Origin of the sequence: Methylobacterium oryzae (assembly GCF_036441375.1) — a bacterium.
Lineage (GTDB): Bacteria > Pseudomonadota > Alphaproteobacteria > Rhizobiales > Beijerinckiaceae > Methylobacterium > Methylobacterium oryzae_A.
In genome coordinates, this window is the sequence record NZ_MLCA01000010.1 from 722,984 (window position 1) to 740,951 (window position 17,968).

The following is a 17,968-nucleotide window of genomic DNA, read 5'->3' on the forward strand; positions in this document are numbered from 1 at the left end:
AGTCATGCGCCGCCGCTCCCGCCCATTGCCGAGCGCACCCTCCCGGCCTAGCTCCTGCGCGGCCATCAGAGCCTGCGCGGCCCCTGCCGCGACCTGAGACGGACGGAGACACCCCGAGATGCCCTTCGCTTTCTGCCGGTCCCTTCCCCTTGCCGCCCTAGCGCTCGCCGCGGCCACTGTGCCGGGCTACGCCCTGGAGGTGACGCGCTCGGCCGACATCGCGGCGCCGCCGGCCAAGGTCTGGCAGACCATCGGCGAGTTCTGCGGCATCGGCGACTGGCATCCCGCCATCGAGAAGTGCGTCCTGTCGGACAAGGACGGCATGAAGGTCCGCACCCTCAGCCTGAAGGGCGGCGGCACCATCAAGGAGGAGCAGGTCTCCCGCGACGACAAGGTGATGAGCTACACCTACACGATCCTGGAGAGCCCGCTGCCGGTCTCGGACTACAAGTCGACGCTCTCGGTCGCCCCCGCCGGCTCCGGCTCGAAGGTGACCTGGACCGGGACCTTCAACGCCAAGGGCGCGCCCGACACGGTCGCCACCGACGCGATCCAGGGCATCTACGATTCCGGCCTGAAGGCGCTCGCCGACAAGGCCAAGTAAGCGCCGTCACGATTCGGAGCGCGCGGCCGGCGCCGGATGCCGGCTTCGCGCTCCAAGCCTCTCTGGCATCGGCGTAATCGCGCGGTCCCGGGAACTTCCGCCCCGCGTTCCGCACCCCCACGGCATGTGGCCGGGGCGATTGACCCACTGCCAAGCTCGGCTCAGAACCTCGGCGGCGCAGCCCCCCGCGCCCCAACAGGATGATCGCCGTGCCCGCGTCCCGTCTTCCGATGCGTCTCAGCCTCGCCGCCCTCGCCGTCGCGGCGCTGGGCGCCTGCCAGCAGCGCGCCACGCCCGCCGTCATGGAGCCCGCGCCGGTCGTCCCGGCCCCGCTGGCCCTGCCCACGGGTAGCGGCTGCGGTCCGGAGATCGCGCGCACCAAGGCGATCGTCGACAGCGACGTGGCCACCGGCAATCTCAACAAGCCGGTGGGCGACCGCTTCAACGCCGACCTCGCCCAGGCCGCCGCGGAATGCTCGGCCGGCAAGTCGGGCGAGGCCCTCCACCTGCTCGCCGCCGCCAAGAGCCGCTACGGCTACCGCTGAGCGGCGCGCGGCCGCTCCTCATCCGGAATGGGCGGGATCGGCCACGTTCGCTGGGCGGGATGAATCTGTCCGGTCCTCCAAGCGTCGCCGACCCGCGCCCTCATCCCGAGCTGTGATGGCGCCGGTCTCGCGGGAGGGCGCGAGCCCGTGCGCAGCACCGCGCAGGGGCCGCCGCCCGGAACGGAGATGCGGAAGCCTGGCGAGATCACGATCAGCAGGTTCAGCCCGGCGCGCCGGAAGCCCTCCTCGGCGATCGTCAGATCGAGGCCGCAGGAGGCGATGTCGTCCGCCACCGGGTCGAGGGCTGGCGCCCGGTCCTGGTGCAGGTGCTTGATGTAGCTGTGGCAGGTCGTGCAGGTCTCGACCTGGACGTCCTTCGAGACCTCGTCGAGACCGTAATAGCTGACGCCGTCGCCGTCGCCGCAGGCGGTGCAGCGGATCCGGACGTGGTTCCAGTACGTGCCGCAGAGCGAGCAGCTCAGGTACCGGACCTTGTCGGCGGGGGTCCAGGCGACCACGACGCGCGCCGCGGGCGCCCCGCCGCAGCACGGGCAGACGCCGTCCGCGACGGGCTTCAGCGCCTCGGTGTCGAGGCGCGCGGCCCGCTCGGCGAGGCGGACCCGCAGCGGCGCCGGTGACGGCTCCTTAACCAAACCTTGCAACCGTGCTGGCCCACAGGTGCGAGGATCTCCCGGTCATGTCGAAGCCGCATCCCGAGCGCCCATCCGAGACCGAGCGGACCGTCGACGCGCCGCCGCTCAGCCCCGACATCCGGCGCCATCTCGGCCAGAATCTGCGCACGCTCTTCACCGACACCCTCTCGGCCCCGGTCGACCCGCGGCTGGAGGCCCTGATCGCCCGGCTCAACCAGCCGAAGCGCTGAGATCGATCGCCGCCCCTCGGAAACCCCGGGCCACCACCTTGCGGGACGCGGTGCCGGCGCGCCGCCGGCGACGCGCGAGCGGCGGGCGGAACGCCGCCCTATGTGCGCCAGAACACATAAGATTGTTCGTTCTGAGAAACCCAATTCCGCGCAGCGATTCTTCTCCTGGGCAAGCGATCGGGAGAAGATCCATGCGTTCTGCCCGGCTACTGCTCTGATTTGTCTTGCATTTCCGACACGATCATCGATCCTGATCACGCTACGGCATCGCGCGGGTCCGCATCCGAGGCTTGACTTCGTTCGGTAAAACGAACGATTTCGGGTGTCCCGGGGACGCTTGTCCCCTGCATCGCAACCGCGGATGGCTGGGGGATCGGACGTGATGAAGAACGCTTCAGGTCGGGCTCGGATGGCCCGGGCTATCGGGCTCTCGCTTCTGGCCGGAGCCGGCCTGCTGGCCTGCGCGCCGCCGGCGGCGGCCGAGACCGCGCTCCTCAACGTCTCGTACGATCCGACCCGCGAGCTCTACCGCGAGATCAACGCTGCCTTCGCGGCGGACTGGAAGGCCAAGACCGGCGAGGCCATCACGGTGCGGGCCTCGCACGGCGGCTCGGGCGCGCAGGCGCGCACGGTGATCGACGGCGTCGACGCCGACGTGGTCACCCTCGGCATCCCGTCCGATATCGACGCCATCGCCAAGCTCACCCGCAAGATCCCGGAGGATTGGCGCAGCAAGCTGCCGAACACGGCGACGCCCTACACCTCGACGGTGGTCTTCCTGGTCCGCAAGGGCAACCCGAAGGGCGTCAAGGACTGGGACGACCTGATCAAGCCCGACGTGAAGGTGATCACCCCGAACCCGAAGACCTCGGCGGGCGGGCGCTGGAACTTCCTCGCCGCCTGGGGCTACGCCTACGGGAAGGACAAGGACGCCGCGAAGGCCGACGCCTTCGTCGGGCAGGTCTACAAGAACGTGCCGGTGCTCGATACCGGCGCCCGCGGCTCGACGGTGACCTTCGCGCAGCGCGGCCTCGGCGACGTGCTGCCGACCTGGGAGAACGAGGCGTACCTCGTGCTCCAGGAGTTCGGCGCCGACAAGTTCGACATCGTCTCGCCGCCGACCTCGATCTACGCCGAGCCGCCGGTGGCGCTCGTGGCGGTCAACGCCGAGCGGAAGGGCACCACCAAGGCGGCCCAGGCCTATCTCGACTTCCTCTACACCGACCGCGCCCAGGCGATCTTCGCCAAGCACCATTACCGGCCGATCAAGCGTGAGGCCGCGGCGCCGGCCGACCTCGCGCAGCTGCCCGACATCAAGCTGTTCAAGATCGAGGATCTCCAGGGCTCCTGGGACGAGATCCAGAAGCGGAACTTCGARGCCGGCGGCCTGTTCGACCGTCTGAGCCGGGCCGGCCGCTGAGACTCGCGCCATGGTCGAGACGCCCCGCCCCCGTTGGACATTCCGACGGCCGAGCGTGATCCCGGGCTTCGGGATCAGCTTCGGCTACACGCTGACCTGCCTCGGTCTGATCGTCCTGCTGCCGCTGGCAGGGCTGGTGGTGAAAGCCTCGGGGCTCGGCCTGTCGGGCATCTGGGAGGTCGCCACCGACCCGCGCGTGGCGAGCGCCCTGCGGATCAGCTTCGGCGTCTCGGCCATCGCGGCGCTCGTCGCCTCGGTCTTCGGCTTCCTGGTGGCCTGGGTGCTGACCCGCTACCGCTTTCCGGGCCGGAAGCTCGTAGACGCGGCGGTCGACCTGCCCTTCGCGCTGCCGACCGCGGTCGCCGGCATCGCGCTCGCCTCGCTCTACGCGCCGGACGGGCTGCTCGGCGCGCCGCTGGCGCGCCTCGGCATCCAGGCGGCCTACACGCCGGTCGGCATCTTCATCGCCATGGTGTTCATCGGCCTGCCCTTCGCGGTGAGGACCGTGCAGCCGCTGATCGCCGAGATCGACAAGGAGGTCGAGGAGGCCTCGGCCACCCTCGGGGCGACGCGGTTCGGGACGCTCACCCGGGTCGTGCTGCCGCCGCTGATCCCGGCGGTGCTTACGGGCTTCGCCCTCGCCTTCGCCCGGGGCGTCGGCGAGTACGGCTCGATCATCTTCATCGCCGGCAACCTGCCTTACGTGTCGGAGATCGCGCCGCTCCTGATCGTCATCAAGCTGTCCGAGTTCGACTACGGCGGCGCCGCGGCGATCGCCACGATCATGCTCGGGATCTCGTTCCTGACGCTGCTCGCCATCAACCTGATCCAGGCCTGGTCACGGAGGCGGTTCGGCTATGTCTGAGATCTTCTCGCCCGCCTTCGTCCCCGCCGCCAAGCCGGCCCCGGTCGCCTCCGAGGGGGCCGGCGTGCGCGCAGTCCTGATCGGGATCGCGGTGGCCTTCCTGGCCCTGTTCCTGGTGCTGCCGCTGTTCGCGGTGTTCATCCAGGCCTTCTCGAAGGGGATCGACGCCTTCCTGGACGCCTTCCGGGAGCCCGATGCGTGGAGCGCGATCCGCCTGACGCTGACCGTGGCGGCGATCGCGGTGCCCTTCAACGTGGTGTTCGGGCTCGCCGCCTCCTGGGCCATCGCCAAGTTCGAGTTTCCCGGCAAGTCGCTGCTGATCACCCTGATCGACCTGCCGTTCTCGGTCTCGCCGGTGGTCTCGGGGATGATCTACGTGCTGCTGTTCGGGTCCCAGGGCCTGTTCGGCTCCTGGCTCATCGATCACGGCATCCAGATCCTGTTCGCGCTGCCGGGGATCGTGCTGGCGACGGTGTTCGTCACCTTCCCGTTCGTCGCCCGCGAGCTGATCCCGCTGATGCAGGAGCAGGGCACCGCCGAGGAGGAGGCGGCGCTGACGCTGGGCGCCTCGGGCCTGCACGCGTTCCGGACGGTGACGCTGCCCAATATCCGCTGGGGCCTGCTCTACAGCGTGCTCCTCTGCAATGCCCGGGCGATGGGCGAGTTCGGCGCGGTGTCGGTGGTGTCGGGCCACATCCGCGGCCTGACCAACACCATCCCACTCCACGTGGAGATCCTCTACAATGAGTACAACTTCGTCGCCGCGTTCGCCGTCGCTTCGCTCCTCGCCGTCCTTGCCCTCATCACCCTCGTCCTCAAATCCGTCCTCGAATGGCGCTTCGCAGGCGCACTCGCGCACGGCCGGGCTCACTGACGGCCCCTTGGACCGGGTCTCCACGGCGATCCGGGTCGAGAACGTCTCGAAGACCTTCGACACGGCCGCCGTGCTGCACGACCTGTCGCTGGACGTGCGGGCGGGCGAGCTGATCGGGCTGCTGGGCCCCTCGGGGTCCGGCAAGACGACGCTTTTGCGGATCATCGCCGGGCTCGACGCGCCGGACCGGGGCCGGATCCTGTTCGGGGGCGACGACGCCACCGGCCTGCCCGTGCAGGAGCGGGCGGTGGGCTTCGTGTTCCAGCACTACGCCCTGTTCAAGCACATGTCGGTCGCCGACAACATCGCCTACGGGCTGAACGCGCGCCGCCGCGCCGACCGGCCCGCCAGGGCCGAGATCAAGCGCCGGGTCGGCGACCTGCTGGACCTCATCCGGCTCTCGGGCTTCGGCGACCGCTACCCGTCGCAGCTCTCCGGCGGCCAGCGCCAGCGCGTCGCGCTCGCCCGCGCCCTCGCGGTCGAGCCGCGGGTGCTGCTGCTCGACGAGCCGTTCGGGGCGCTGGACGCCCAGGTCCGCAAGGACCTGCGCCGCTGGCTGCGCGAGATCCACGACCGCACCGGCCAGACCACGATCTTCGTCACCCACGACCAGGACGAGGCGCTGGAGCTGTCCGACCGCGTGGCCGTGCTCGACCGCGGCCGCCTGGAGCAGGTCGGCACCCCGGACGAGGTGCAGGAAAACCCGGCCTCGGCCACGGTGATGAAGTTCCTCGGCGATTCCGTCGAGGTGGAGGCGATCGCCGAGGGCGGGCGGGTGCTGGTCCGGGGGCGGGAAACGCCGGTGGCGGCGCCCGCCAGCCTGTTCGGCCCGGTCAAGCTCTACGTGCGGCCGTGGCAGCTGCAGCTCGCCGAGCCCGACTCCGCGCACCTGTCCGGCACCGTGCGCAGCTCGTACCGGACGCAGGGCCGCCAGCGCATCGAGGTGGCCGACCCCGAGGGGCGGGTCTTCGCGGTGGAGGATTTCGACGGGATCCGCCACCCGGCCGGGCACCCGGTCGGCCTGCGGATCAACGGCGGGCACGTGTTCGCGTGAGGCTCGCCAGCGGCTGCGCGGCATCCTAGGCTGCCGACCATGACCGTACCGAGTCGCGAAACCGCCCCCGACGTCCTGGCCGCCATCGGCCAGACGCCGCTGATCCGCCTGCGCCGCGCCTCCGAGGAGACCGGCTGCGCCATCTACGGCAAGGCGGAATTCCTCAATCCCGGCCTGTCGGTGAAGGATCGCGCCGCGCTCTCCATCGTGCGGGACGCGGAGGCGAAGGGCCTGATCCGGCCGGGCGGCACGATCGTGGAGGGCACCGCCGGCAACACCGGCATCGGCCTCGCCCTGGTGGCCTCGGTGCGTGGCTACCGGACGCTGATCGTCATCCCGGTCACCCAGTCCGAGGAGAAGAAGCAGACCCTGCGGCTCGCGGGCGCCCGGCTGGTCGAGGTCCCGGCCGTGCCCTTCGCCAACCCGAACAACTACGTCCACGTGGCCAGGCGGCTGGCGGACAAACTCGCCGCCACCGAGCCGGCGGGCGCCTTCTTCGCCGACCAGTTCGACAACGTCGCCAACCGGCAGGCGCATGTGGACGGTACCGGCCCGGAGATCTGGGCGCAGACCGGCGGCCGGGTCGACGGCTTCGTCTGCGCGGCCGGCACCGGCGGCACGCTGGCCGGCACCGCCGAGGCCCTGCGCGCCCGGAACCCGCAGGTGCGGATCGCGCTGTCGGACCCGGAGGGCTCGGCCCTCTACGCCCACTACACGACCGGAACGCTGAAGGCCGAGGGCTCCTCGATCACCGAGGGGATCGGCCAGGGGCGCATCACGAAGAACCTCGAGGGCTTCACCCCCGATCGCGCCTTCCGGATCCCGGACCGCGAGGCCCTCGACATCGTCTTCGGGCTGATGCGGGAGGAGGGCCTGTCGCTGGGCGGCTCGTCGGGCATCAACGTCGCCGGGGCGATCCGGCTGGCCCGGGACCTCGGGCCCGGCCACACCGTCGTGACGATCCTGTGCGACGGGGCGGCGCGCTACGCCTCGAAGCTGTTCAACCCGGCCTTCCTCACCGAGCGCGGCCTGCCCGTGCCGGGCTGGCTCGGCGCGCCGGAGGAGGCGCTACCGAGCTGGCACGCCTGAGACCCGGGATGTCATCCGGAATTTTCCTCACAAAAGCGTAGCTTGGCGTTGAACGGAACGGAATGTCGCAGCGTTTGAACGGTCACGCTCGCACCAGCGCGACCGTCCGGAGAACGCGACCGATGTCCCTCGTCACCATCCTGCTCATCATCCTGATCATCCTAGCCTTCGGCGGCGGCGGCTTCCTCGGCGGCGGCGCGTATCGCGGCCCCGGTTTCGGCCTGGGCGGCATCCTGCTGATCGTGCTGATCGTGCTGCTGGTCACCGGGCGGCTCTGACCCGAAGCCCGTCGCCTGAGCGGGCGCGTCGTCCGCTCAGGTCCTGGACGGAAGCAGGTCCCGGACGTGCGACAGGGGATCCGACCCGCGGCGCGCACCCTAGCGGCAGGTGATCCCGACCACGGCCGGCGCGACCGCGCCGGGCCCGCCACCGCGCTGCGGCGCCGCGGCGAGGCCTTGGGCGGACAGCCCCTGGGCGGAGAGGAAAGCGGTGATCGCCCGCGCCGGCACGACCGGCAGGCGCGCCGNGGGGTGAAGCCCTCGAGGTTCTTCGTGATGCGCCCCTGGCCGATCCCCTCGGTGATCGAGGAGCCCTCGGCCTTCAGCGTTCCGGTCGTGTAGTGGGCGTTGAGCGCCTCGAAGGTCCGGCGGCCGAAGGCTCCCGACACCACGGCGTTGAAGTCGCCGGTCCAGACCAGGGCGTCCTGAACCGCCTTGCGGTCGGCCTCCGGCAGGGCCTCGAAGCTCGCCTTCACGGCCTCGAAGGCCGGATCGGCCGGCACCCCGGGCGCCGGCACGGGTCTCGGCGCGGCCCGAGCGGGGGCCGGTCGCTCCTGAGCCTGGGCCTGATCCGGCCCGGAGCCGAGGGCGATCAGGATGGCGAGGGCTGTCGCGCGCCGGGCGCGGCCGCGCGGGGCGCCCAGGACCCGACACCGCGACGCGTCACCCGAATCCATGCCCGCCCTCCGACCCTCGTCGGCCGACCCTGGCAGAAGCCGCCGCGACAGGCCAGATCAATCCGGCCCCGGCCACCGTGCGTCCGGCACCGCGATGCGCTACAGGGCGGAGGTCCGGCCCTGGGCGGCGGCCGGCTCCCGGATCGGTCGTCCGGCCACGCGATGCCGCCACGGTTCGACGCGGGGCCCGGCATGAGCGACACGAGCAACACCTTCAAGAAGGCGCCCAAGCGCAAGGCCGCCAAGGGCAAGAGCATCAGCGTGTCGCCGGAGATGCGGCAGGCCTACGCCGACCTGATCCAGGAGCGCGCGGAGAAGCAGGAGGCCTACGGCCGCCACCTGCCGCAGGACGAGACGCGGCGGAAGTAGCGCGCGCGGATCGGGGTCGCACCGGCAGCACGCGGCCCCGACCGGACCGGCCGTTCAGCGCTTGCGCACGAACTCGGTGCGCAGGACCAAGCCCTTGATGGTGTCGTGGCGGCAGTCGATCTCCTCCGGATCGTCCGTGAGCCGGATCGACCGGATGACCGTGCCCTGCTTCAGGGTCTGGTTCGCGCCCCTGACCTTGAGGTCCTTGATCAGCGTGACCGAATCGCCGTCGGCCAGGACGTTGCCGGCCGCGTCGCGGACGGCCGTCGCCTCGGGGGGCGTGGCCGCGGACCCGGGCGGGAGCCACTCGCCCGTCGCCTCGTCGTAGACGTAAGCCTCGTCGTCGCCGCTCAAATCCGTGCCCCCTGTTCGGATCGGGGCCGGGTCCTGTCAGGATCGCGTGGGCCCGTCATCCGCGCGTCCCGGCACACCGAACCGGCCGCCGAGTCGGCGCGGGACGCCGCGAGCTTAGCCGATCGGGCCGGCCCCGCGCGAGAGCGGCGGGGCCGGCCCGACGGATCGCCTTACCGCTTCAGCGGGCCGGCCTCGATCACGTCCTCGACCGTGCGCAGCCCGGCGCGCGGGGAGTTGACCAGGCAGGCCATGTTGCCCGGCGGGTGCTGGTTCTTCCACATCTTGGTGTGGGCCTGGGGGATCTTGTCCCAGGGGAAGACCTCGCTCATGCACGGGTCGATCCGCTGGTCGAGCACGAACTGGTTCGCCGCCGAGGCCTGCTTGAGGTGGGCGAAGTGCGAGCCCTGGATGCGCTTCTGCCGCATCCAGACGTAGCGGGCGTCGAAGGTGATGTTGAAGCCGGTCGTGCCGGCGCAGAACACCACCATGCCGCCGCGCTTCACCACCAGCGCCGAGACCGGGAAGGTCGCCTCGCCGGGATGCTCGAACACGATGTCGACATCCTGCTTGCCGGTGATGTCCCAGATCGCCTTGCCGAACTTCCGCGCCTCCTTGGTCCAGGCGTGGAACTCGGGGCTGTTCACCTTCGGGAGCTGCCCCCAGCAGTCGAAGTCCTTGCGGTTGATGACGCCCTTGGCGCCGAGGCTCATCACGTATTCGCGCTTCGACTCGTCCGAGATCACCGCGATCGCGTTGGCGCCGGAGGCCGCGCAGAGCTGCACGCCGAACACGCCGAGGCCGCCGGAGGCACCCCAGATCAGCACGTTCTGGCCCGGCTTCACCGTGTGCGGAGCGTGGCCGAACAGCATGCGGTAGGCGGTGGCGAGCGTCAGCGTGTAGCAGGCGGCCTCCTCCCAGGTCAGGTGCTTGGGCCGCGTCATGAGCTGGCGGGACTGGACCCGGCAGAACTGTGCGAAGGAGCCGTCGCCGGTCTCGTAGCCCCAGATGCGCTGCGAGGGCGAGAGCATCGGGTCGCCGCCGTTGCACTCCTCGTCGTCGCCGTCGTCCCGGTTGCAGTGGACGATGACCTCGTCGCCGACCTTCCAGCGCTTCACCTTGGAGCCGACCTTCCAGACGATGCCGGAGGCGTCGGAACCCGCGATGTGGTACTCGCCCTTGTGCACGTCGAACGGCGAGATCGGCTCGCCGAGACCGGCCCAGACGCCGTTGTAGTTGACGCCCGCCGCCATGACGTAGACCAGCACCTCGTCGTCGCCGATCTCCCAGACCGGCAGCACTTCGAGCTGGTGGGACTGTTCCGGGGGTCCGTGCCGCTCGCGCCGGATCGCCCAGGCGTACATCTTGGCCGGCACATGACCCAGCGGCGGGATTTCACCCATCTCGTAGAGGTCCTTGACCTCCCCGCCCGTCGGACTGATCGCAGCGCTCGCCGCCATCTCGCTCTCCTCTCGTCCCGCGTGTTTCTCACGGCCGCGGTTCTCCATCGCGCTATAGCGGCGATGCCGGAGGCGTCCAAGTGGGCCGAAAGTCGAAAGCCGACGGTTTCCGACATGAAAAACGCGCCTGCACAGGGCGGGCAGCCACGTATTCAAAATCGGCTTTCCGGCAGACCAAGTATTATTCGGCGGTGGCCTTGGCCGCCCCGGCCCCGAGACCTTGCCCGGCGCCGTCGCGCCGGGCCTGTGCTGCTCCCACGCGAACCGCGAGCACATGCAGCTCTAAGTCCTTGGCCTGACGTGCTCTCTCGCGCCTGAACAGTGGCAAGTCCCGCCAAGAACAGATCAGGTGGACTTTATACCAGCACTGTGGACGCGGCTCGGGACCGTAACCCGGACCCGCCGCGCCGGGGGTTCGAGGAAGTACGGGGCCCGCGGCGGCCTCAAATCCTGCTGTTCCCCCAGGCAAGTTTTTTCATGAGCCGCGGAGGCCGGGGCGGGCGTCTTGCACTTCCGTCCCGGATGACGCGTGCTCAAGCCTTCGCTACGGTGACCGCAAGGCCGCGCCCCGCGCGGATACAAAGATCACACGGAGGCGAGGAATGGGCGCGAGCGTCGCCGAGACCAGGAGCGACAAGTCGAGCCGCGATAAGCCCTGGATCATCCGCACCTATGCGGGGCACTCGACCGCGGCGGAATCGAACAAGCTCTATCGGGGCAACCTCGCCAAGGGCCAGACCGGCCTGTCGGTCGCCTTCGATCTGCCGACCCAGACCGGCTACGACCCCGACCACGAACTGTCCCGCGGCGAGGTCGGCAAGGTCGGCGTCTCGATCGCGCATCTCGGCGACATGCGGACCCTGTTCCAGGACATCCCGCTCGCCCAGATGAACACCTCGATGACGATCAACGCCACGGCCCCGTGGCTGCTGGCGCTCTACCTCGCGGTGGCCGAGGAGCAGGGCGCGCCGATCGCCGCCCTCCAGGGCACGACCCAGAACGACATCATCAAGGAGTACCTGTCGCGCGGCACCTACGTGTTCCCGCCCGCGCCGTCGCTCCGGCTCACCAAGGACGTGATCCTGTTCACGACCAAGAACGTGCCGAAGTGGAACCCGATGAACGTCTGCTCCTACCACCTGCAGGAGGCGGGGGCGACGCCGGTCCAGGAGCTCTCCTACGCGCTCGCCATCGCCATCGCGGTGCTCGACACCGTGCGGGACGACCCCGAGTTCGACGCCGAGAGCTTTTCCGACGTCTTCGGCCGAATCTCGTTCTTCGTGAACGCGGGCCTGCGGTTCGTCACCGAGATCTGCAAGATGCGGGCGTTCTCGGAGCTCTGGGACGAGATCGCCCGGGAGCGCTACGGCATCGACGACCCGAAGAAGCGCATTTTTCGGTACGGCGTGCAGGTCAATTCGCTCGGCCTGACGGAGCAGCAGCCCGAGAACAACGTCCACCGCATCCTGATCGAGATGCTGGCGGTGACGCTGTCCAAGCGCGCCCGCGCCCGGGCGGTGCAGCTCCCGGCCTGGAACGAGGCGCTCGGCCTGCCGCGGCCCTGGGACCAGCAATGGTCCATGCGCATGCAGCAGATCCTGGCCTTCGAGACCGACCTGCTGGAGTACGACGACATCTTCGACGGCAGCCACGTGATCGAGGCCAAGGTCGAGGAGCTGAAGGCGCAGACCCGCGTCGAGCTGGAGCGGATCGGCGGCATCGGCGGCGCGGTCGCGGCGGTGGAGACCGGCGCGCTCAAGCGCGCGCTGGTTGAGTCGAACGCGCGCCGGATCTCGGCCATCGAGGCCGGCGAGCAGATCGTGGTCGGCGTCAACAAGTGGCAGCAGGGCGAGCCGTCGCCGCTCACCGCCGGGGAGGGGGCGATCTTCTCCGTCTCCGAGACCGTCGAGATGGAGGCGCAGAGCCGGATCCGCGAGTGGCGCGGCCGCCGCGACGAGCGGGCCGTGGAACAGGCCCTCGACGCCCTGGAGCAGGCGGCGCGCTCCGGCGCCAACATCATGCCGCCCTCGATCGAGGCCGCGAAGGCCGGGGTCACCACCGGCGAGTGGGGCGCGCGCCTGCGCGCGGTGTTCGGCGAGTACCGGGCGCCCACCGGCGTCACCGTCGAGACCGTCTCCGCCGGCGCGGCCGAGGAGGCCAAGCTCCTGATCGCCGATCTCGGCGAGCGGCTGGGCGAGACGCCGAAGCTCGTGGTCGGCAAGCCGGGCCTCGACGGCCATTCCAACGGCGCCGAGCAGATCGCGCTCCGCGCCCGGGACGTCGGCTTCGACGTCACCTACGACGGCATCCGCCAGACCCCGGCCGAGATCGTCGCCAAGGCCAAGGAGACCGGCGCCCACGTGGTCGGGCTGTCGATCCTGTCCGGTTCCCACGTGCCGCTGGTGCGGGAGGTCCGCGCCAAGATGCGCGAGGCCGGGCTCGACCACATCCCGGTGGTGGTCGGCGGCATCATCTCGCCCGAGGACGAGCTGGTCCTCAGGAACATGGGCGTGCGCGCCGTCTACACGCCCAAGGACTACGCCATCGACCAGATCATGGTCGGGCTCGCCAAGGTGGTGGAGAAGGGCCTGGAGCGACGCGACGGCCCGGCGGACCAGCCGCGCGCGGAGGCCCAGGTCTACTAGCGGACCGAACCTGCCCTGAGCGCGCGCCCCCGGGCAGGATCCAAACTACTTTAACGTTTGTCGGACAAGCATGGGCTCCGATCCCAAACACGGGATCGGGGACCAATACCTATGCGCGCCGGTATCTCCATCGCGGCCAAGCTCGGCCTGTGTCTCGCAGCCCTGGTGGTTCTGATCGCCGCGACGAGCGGCCTTTCTCTGGCCGAGCTGGGCCGGATCGAATCCTCCGCCGCGCAGCTGCGCGACACGCGCATCCCGGCCACCGACGCGCTCGGTCGGATCGGCATCAACTTCATGCGGCAGCGGGTCAACGCCGTCCGCCTGATCACCGCCGACACGCCCGAGCTGCGGGCCGAGGTGTCGGATCAGATCGCCAAGCGCGACGCGCTGCTCGCGGCCCAGTACGCCCGGTACGAGGCCCTGCCGCTGACCCGGCCCGAGCGCGAGGCCTACGCGGCCTTCCGGCAGCACGTGGCCACCTACGCCGAGCAGCAGCGGGAGGCGGTGGCCAAGGCGGCCGCGGGCGACGTCGCCGGCGGGCAGCGGATCTACAACACGACCATGTCGCAGAGCATCGGGGCCATCATGGCCGACTGGGAGAAGCTCGTCGCCCTGAACAGCGACGGATCTCAGGCGAGCGGCACGCTGATCGCGGACACCTACGCGTCCGCCCAGCGGAACGTGCTGGCACTCGCCGGCCTCGCTCTGCTGGTGGCGATCGGGGCCTTCGTGCTCGTGACCCGCGGCGTCAGCGGGCCTCTCCGGAAGATCGCCGCCGTGACGCAGCGCCTCGCCGCGGGCGACGCGGAGGTGGCGATCCCTGGGCAGGAGCGCCGCGACGAGATCGGGGCCCTGGCCGGCTCCGTGGTGGTGTTCCGCGACAACCTCGTCCGCTCGCGCGCCCTCGAGGCGGAGACGGCGCTCGCCCGCGCCGACGCCGAGACGCAGCGCCGCGCCGCGACCCGGGCCATGGCCGACGCCTTCGAGCAGGCGGTCGGCGGCATCGTCGGCGGCGTCTCGGCGGCGGCCACCGAGCTGGAGGCCACCGCCCGGTCCCTGACCGGCAGCGCCGCCGACGCGGCCGGTCAGTCCGGCACCGTCGCGGCCGCGGCGAGCGACGCCGCCGCCAACGTCAACACCGTCGCGGCCGCCGCCGAGGAGCTGGGCTCTTCCGTGCAGGAGATCGGCCGGCAGGTCAGCGGCTCGGCGGAGCTCGCGCGGGTGGCCGTCGCGGAGGCGACCAACACGGTGGCGCTGGTCCAGGACCTGAGCGGCGCGGCCGCGAAGGTCGGCGACGTGGTGGCGCTCATCTCCGGGATCGCCGCCCAGACCAACCTGCTGGCGCTCAACGCCACGATCGAGGCGGCGCGCGCCGGCGCCGCGGGCCGCGGCTTCGCGGTGGTGGCCTCGGAGGTGAAGGCGCTCGCCGAGCAGACCGCCCGGGCCACCGAGGAGATCACCGGCCAGATCGGGCGGATCCAGTCCTCCACCGGGCAGGCCGCGTCGGCGATCGACGGGATCGGTCGGCGCATCCGCGAGATCGACGGCGTGGCCGCCAGCATCGCGGCCGCCGTGGAGCAGCAGGGCGCGGCCACCCAGGAGATCGTCCGCAACGTCGCCGAGGCGGCCGCCGGCACCGGCGCGGTCACCGGGACCATCGCGAGCCTCGCCCACTCCGCCGAGGAGACCGGCGCCGCCGCGGCCCAGGTGCTCGGGGCCGCGAGCGAGATGTCGCGCCAGTCCGAGCATCTCGGGGCCGAGGTCGCGCGCTTCCTCGCCACGGTGCGGGCGGCGTAGCTCCCCCTGACGGTCGGGCGGCGGATCGCGTAGGACGGCGCCATGCCGCCCGACACGCCGTCCGCCCTCTCGTCCGCCTTCCCGTCCGCCCTGACCGCGATCCTGCTCCTGGCGGTGCCCCTCGCCGCAGCGCTCTCGGCGGGCCTGATCCTGCGCCTGCGCCCGCTGCTGCAGCGCTACGCCCTGGCCCGGCCGAACGCCCGCTCCAGCCACACCGTGCCGACCCCGCAGGGGGGCGGGATCGCCGTGGTCACGGCGCTGGTGACGATCTCGGGCCTGCTGATCGCGGCGCCGGAGATCGGCGGCCGGCCGGACTGGATCTGGCTCGCCGGCGGCGCCCTGGCCCTGGCGGTCCTCGGGGCCGTGGACGACGTCCGGCCGCTGCCGGCCGCCCTGCGGCTCGCCGTGCAGGCGATCGTGGTGGGCCTGCTGGTCTGGCACCTCGACGGGCGGCTGGTCCCCGCCCTGCCGCTCTGGCTGGAGCGGGGCCTCGCGCTGCTGGCGGGCCTGTGGTTCGTCAACCTGACGAACTTCATGGACGGGCTCGACTGGATGACGGTGGCGGAGATCGTCCCGGTGGCGGGCGCGCTCCTGCTGCTCGGCCTCGCCGGGCGCCTGCCGCCGCTGCCGACGCTGGTGGCGGCGAGCCTCCTGGGCGCGGTGCTCGGCTTCGCGCCGTTCAACCGGCCGGTCGCCAAGCTCTTCCTCGGGGATGTCGGCTCGCTGCCGATCGGGCTCGTCACCGCGTGGCTGCTGTGGCAGCTGGCCCTGGCGGGCGGCCTCGCCGCCGCCCTGCTGCTGCCGCTCGTCTACCTCGCCGATGCCAGCCTGACCCTCGCCGCAAGGGCGGCGCGCGGCGAGCGGGTCTGGGAGGCCCATCGCGGGCACTACTACCAGCGGGCGACCGTCAACGGGCTCGGCGTCCCCGGCGTGGTGGGCCGTGTGTTCGCGGCCAATCTCGCCCTGGCTTCGCTCGCCGCGGCGACCTTGCTTTGGCCGTCCTGGCCGGTCACGCTCGGCGCGTCGGCTGCCGGGCTCGCCCTGGTCGCCGCCCTGCTCCGCCGCTTCGCCCGCGCCCCGGCGCCGGCTCCAGCCGAAGGTGCCGCCCAGCCGTGACCGGACTCATCGCGCTCACCGGGGCGACCGGCTTCATCGGCCGCCACCTGCTCGCCGACCTCACCGCGCGCGGCTACCGGGTCCGCGTGCTGCTGCGCCGGCCGACCACCGTGCCGGAGGGCGCCGCGAGCGCGGTCGTCGGCGACCTGACCCGCCCGATCAACATGGCGGCGGCGCTCAGCGGCGTCGACGCGGTGGTGCACTCAGCCGGCCTCGCCCATGCCATGTCGGGGGCACCGGAGGACGACTATCGCACGCTCAACACCGAGGCGACGCGCCGGCTCGCGGAGGCCGCGGCGCGCGCGAGGGTGCGCCGCTTCGTGTTCCTGTCGTCGATCCGCGCCCAGGTCGGGGCGAGCGCGCCGGGCGTGGTCGGGGAGAGCGACTCGCCCCGGCCCACCGACGCCTACGGCCGCTCCAAGCTAGAGGCCGAGCGGGCGCTCGCCGAGACCGGCCTGGACTGGGTCGCGCTGCGCCCCGTCCTCGTCTACGGGGCGGGGGTGAAGGGCAACATGGCCGCGCTGCTGCGGCTCGCCCGCAGCCCCTACCCGCTGCCGCTGGGCGGCCTCGCGGCGCGGCGCTCCCTGATCTCGCTGGACAGCCTGTCGGGCGCCGTGGACGCGGTGCTGGCGGCGCCCGGCCCCCTGAACCGCGCCCTCGTCGCGGCCGACCCGGACTCGCTCAGCCTGCCCGAGATGATCGCCTCCCTCCGCCAGGGCCTCGGCCGCGGCCCGGGCCTCGTCCCGGTCCCGGCCGGGCTCATCCGGCTGGCCTGCCGGATGACCGGCCGGGACGCGCAGTTCGCCCGCGTCGCCGAGGGGCTCGTCGCCCGCGCCGACGGGCTCGCATCCCTCGGCTGGCGGCCGGCCGGGTCGACCCGCGACGGGCTCGCCCGGCTGGCCCGCGACGGCGGCTGAAGGCGGGGCTGCGCTCAGCGGCCGGCGTAGATGTCGGTGATCTTGCCGAGCAGCGACAGGGCGTCCGCCTTCGAGCGCTGGAAGGCGTTGCGGCCGACGATCGAGCCGAACCCGCCGCCCGCCTGGATGGCGCGGATCTCGTCGAGGAACGTCGCCTCCTCGGCATGGGCCCCGCCGGAGAAGATCACGATCCGCCGCCCGTTGAAAGCGCATTGCACCACGTGGCGGACGCGCTCGGCCGCCGTGCCGATCGGGATGCCGGTCGACTCGTAGACCTTCCTGGCCGCCGGCTGCTCGATATGCGCGGTGGGCAGCTTCACCTTGATGATGTGGGCGCCGAGCTGCGCGGCGATCTGGGCCGCGTAGCCGATCACGTCGATGGCGGTCTCGCCCTCCTTCGACAGGGCCGAGCCGCGGGCGTAGGACCAGATCACCACGGCGAGGCCGACGCTCTTGGCCTCCTCGGCGATCTCGCGGATCTGGCCGTACATGGCGTTGCGGTGGGCGGAGCCCGGGTAGATCGTGAAGCCGACGGCGCAGGCGCCGAGCCGCAGGGCGTCCGCCACCGAGCCGGTGATCGCCTGCTCGGGATCCTCCTCGTCGGCCAGGAGGTCGTGGTCGTTGAGCTTCAGGATCAGCGGGATGCGCCCGGCATAGTCGCGCGCGCCCGCCTCCAGGAAGCCGAGCGGCGCCGCGTAGGCGTTGCACCCCGCCGCGAGGGCCAGCTCGAAATGGTAGTGCGGGTCGTAGGCCGGCGGGTTCGGGCCGAAGCTGCGGGCGGGGCCGTGCTCGAAGCCCTGGTCGACGGGCAGGATCAGCATCCTGCCGGTGCCGCCGAGCGTGCCGTGCTCCAGCATCCGGGCGAGGTTGGTGAGGGTTCCGGGGCTGTCGGCCCCGTACCACGACAGGATCTCGGTGACGCGGGGGGATCGGTCCATCGGGCAGCCTCCTGGCCAGAGACCGTCGCGCCGCGGATCGGGCCGCGGATCGTGCGCGGACGGCTCGCGGTCGGAACGGCGAGGGC

General features: G+C 71.7%; 18 protein-coding genes. 14 read left to right on the plus strand and 4 right to left on the minus strand.

Translation table 11 applies throughout. The annotated features are described in order from the left end of the window. Positions 1 to 118 precede the first annotated feature (118 nt). Together MOTC310_RS21830 and MOTC310_RS21835 are read left to right on the plus strand one after the other, a co-directional pair. Positions 119 to 604 (plus strand): SRPBCC family protein, encoded by a 486-nt coding sequence (locus tag MOTC310_RS21830; RefSeq protein ID WP_012318087.1) that lies wholly within the window; start codon positions 119 to 121, stop codon positions 602 to 604. Between the two features lie 200 nt (positions 605 to 804). Continuing rightward, on the plus strand, positions 805 to 1,149 hold the full coding sequence (locus MOTC310_RS21835) for a hypothetical protein (protein WP_331303269.1): 345 nt from the start codon (positions 805 to 807) through the stop codon (positions 1,147 to 1,149). Here MOTC310_RS21835 and MOTC310_RS21840 read toward each other — a convergent pair. Next, complete coding sequence (locus tag MOTC310_RS21840; protein WP_331303270.1) at positions 1,140 to 1,811, minus strand: formate dehydrogenase accessory protein FdhE domain-containing protein; 672 nt, start codon at positions 1,809 to 1,811, stop codon at positions 1,140 to 1,142. The two genes, MOTC310_RS21835 and MOTC310_RS21840, sit on opposite strands and share 10 nt — an antisense overlap. Before the next feature lie 35 nt (positions 1,812 to 1,846). On the opposite strand from MOTC310_RS21840, the gene MOTC310_RS21845 reads away from it, so the two are divergent. The 8 genes from MOTC310_RS21845 to MOTC310_RS21885 all read left to right on the plus strand — a co-directional run bounded on the left by MOTC310_RS21845 (position 1,847) and on the right by MOTC310_RS21885 (position 8,658). Next, on the plus strand, positions 1,847 to 2,032 hold the full coding sequence (locus MOTC310_RS21845; protein ID WP_331291221.1) for a hypothetical protein: 186 nt from the start codon (positions 1,847 to 1,849) through the stop codon (positions 2,030 to 2,032). Between the two features lie 409 nt (positions 2,033 to 2,441). Next, positions 2,442 to 3,452, plus strand: a complete 1,011-nt coding sequence (locus tag MOTC310_RS21850) for a sulfate ABC transporter substrate-binding protein (RefSeq protein WP_331303271.1) — start codon at positions 2,442 to 2,444, stop codon at positions 3,450 to 3,452. A 10-nt stretch (positions 3,453 to 3,462) separates the two neighbouring features. Then, on the plus strand, positions 3,463 to 4,317 hold the full coding sequence (gene cysT, locus MOTC310_RS21855) for a sulfate ABC transporter permease subunit CysT (RefSeq protein WP_331291223.1): 855 nt from the start codon (positions 3,463 to 3,465) through the stop codon (positions 4,315 to 4,317). Next, entirely contained in the window at positions 4,310 to 5,191 is an 882-nt protein-coding gene (gene cysW / locus MOTC310_RS21860) for a sulfate ABC transporter permease subunit CysW (RefSeq protein WP_331303272.1), read from the plus strand. Before cysT ends, cysW begins: the two co-directional genes overlap by 8 nt. Positions 5,192 to 5,261: 70 nt before the next feature. Beyond that, on the plus strand, positions 5,262 to 6,245 hold the full coding sequence (locus MOTC310_RS21865) for a sulfate/molybdate ABC transporter ATP-binding protein (protein ID WP_419539131.1): 984 nt from the start codon (positions 5,262 to 5,264) through the stop codon (positions 6,243 to 6,245). A 39-nt stretch (positions 6,246 to 6,284) separates the two neighbouring features. After that, positions 6,285 to 7,334 (plus strand): cysteine synthase A, encoded by a 1,050-nt coding sequence (locus MOTC310_RS21870; protein ID WP_331303273.1) that lies wholly within the window; start codon positions 6,285 to 6,287, stop codon positions 7,332 to 7,334. Between the two features lie 122 nt (positions 7,335 to 7,456). Beyond that, entirely contained in the window at positions 7,457 to 7,612 is a 156-nt protein-coding gene (locus MOTC310_RS21875; RefSeq protein WP_007563230.1) for a hypothetical protein, read from the plus strand. A gap of 869 nt (positions 7,613 to 8,481) precedes the next feature. Next, positions 8,482 to 8,658: a hypothetical protein gene (locus MOTC310_RS21885; RefSeq protein ID WP_331291230.1), complete on the plus strand. Its 177-nt coding sequence runs from the start codon at positions 8,482 to 8,484 to the stop codon at positions 8,656 to 8,658. Positions 8,659 to 8,712: 54 nt separating this feature from the next. Here the strand turns inward: MOTC310_RS21885 and MOTC310_RS21890 are convergent, their stop codons facing one another. Both MOTC310_RS21890 and ccrA read right to left on the minus strand, forming a co-directional pair. After that, a complete protein-coding gene (locus MOTC310_RS21890) occupies positions 8,713 to 9,012 on the minus strand; it encodes an alkylphosphonate utilization protein (RefSeq protein ID WP_331291232.1) in 300 nt (99 codons plus the stop codon). A gap of 170 nt (positions 9,013 to 9,182) precedes the next feature. After that, on the minus strand, positions 9,183 to 10,469 hold the full coding sequence (ccrA, locus tag MOTC310_RS21895; protein WP_331303274.1) for a crotonyl-CoA carboxylase/reductase: 1,287 nt from the start codon (positions 10,467 to 10,469) through the stop codon (positions 9,183 to 9,185). Positions 10,470 to 11,071: 602 nt separating this feature from the next. On the opposite strand from ccrA, the gene MOTC310_RS21900 reads away from it, so the two are divergent. The 4 genes from MOTC310_RS21900 to MOTC310_RS21915 all read left to right on the plus strand — a co-directional run bounded on the left by MOTC310_RS21900 (position 11,072) and on the right by MOTC310_RS21915 (position 16,944). After that, a complete protein-coding gene (locus MOTC310_RS21900) occupies positions 11,072 to 13,114 on the plus strand; it encodes a protein meaA (protein WP_331303275.1) in 2,043 nt (680 codons plus the stop codon). A gap of 111 nt (positions 13,115 to 13,225) precedes the next feature. Beyond that, on the plus strand, positions 13,226 to 14,911 hold the full coding sequence (locus tag MOTC310_RS21905; RefSeq protein ID WP_331303276.1) for a methyl-accepting chemotaxis protein: 1,686 nt from the start codon (positions 13,226 to 13,228) through the stop codon (positions 14,909 to 14,911). A gap of 42 nt (positions 14,912 to 14,953) precedes the next feature. Next, positions 14,954 to 16,027: an MraY family glycosyltransferase gene (locus tag MOTC310_RS21910; protein ID WP_331303277.1), complete on the plus strand. Its 1,074-nt coding sequence runs from the start codon at positions 14,954 to 14,956 to the stop codon at positions 16,025 to 16,027. Continuing rightward, positions 16,024 to 16,944, plus strand: coding sequence for an NAD-dependent epimerase/dehydratase family protein (locus tag MOTC310_RS21915; RefSeq protein WP_331303278.1), 921 nt, complete (start codon positions 16,024 to 16,026; stop codon positions 16,942 to 16,944). Before MOTC310_RS21910 ends, MOTC310_RS21915 begins: the two co-directional genes overlap by 4 nt. 14 nt (positions 16,945 to 16,958) lie before the next feature. Here the strand turns inward: MOTC310_RS21915 and MOTC310_RS21920 are convergent, their stop codons facing one another. Then, a complete protein-coding gene (locus MOTC310_RS21920; RefSeq protein ID WP_331303279.1) occupies positions 16,959 to 17,882 on the minus strand; it encodes a class I fructose-bisphosphate aldolase in 924 nt (307 codons plus the stop codon). Positions 17,883 to 17,968: the final 86 nt, after the last annotated feature.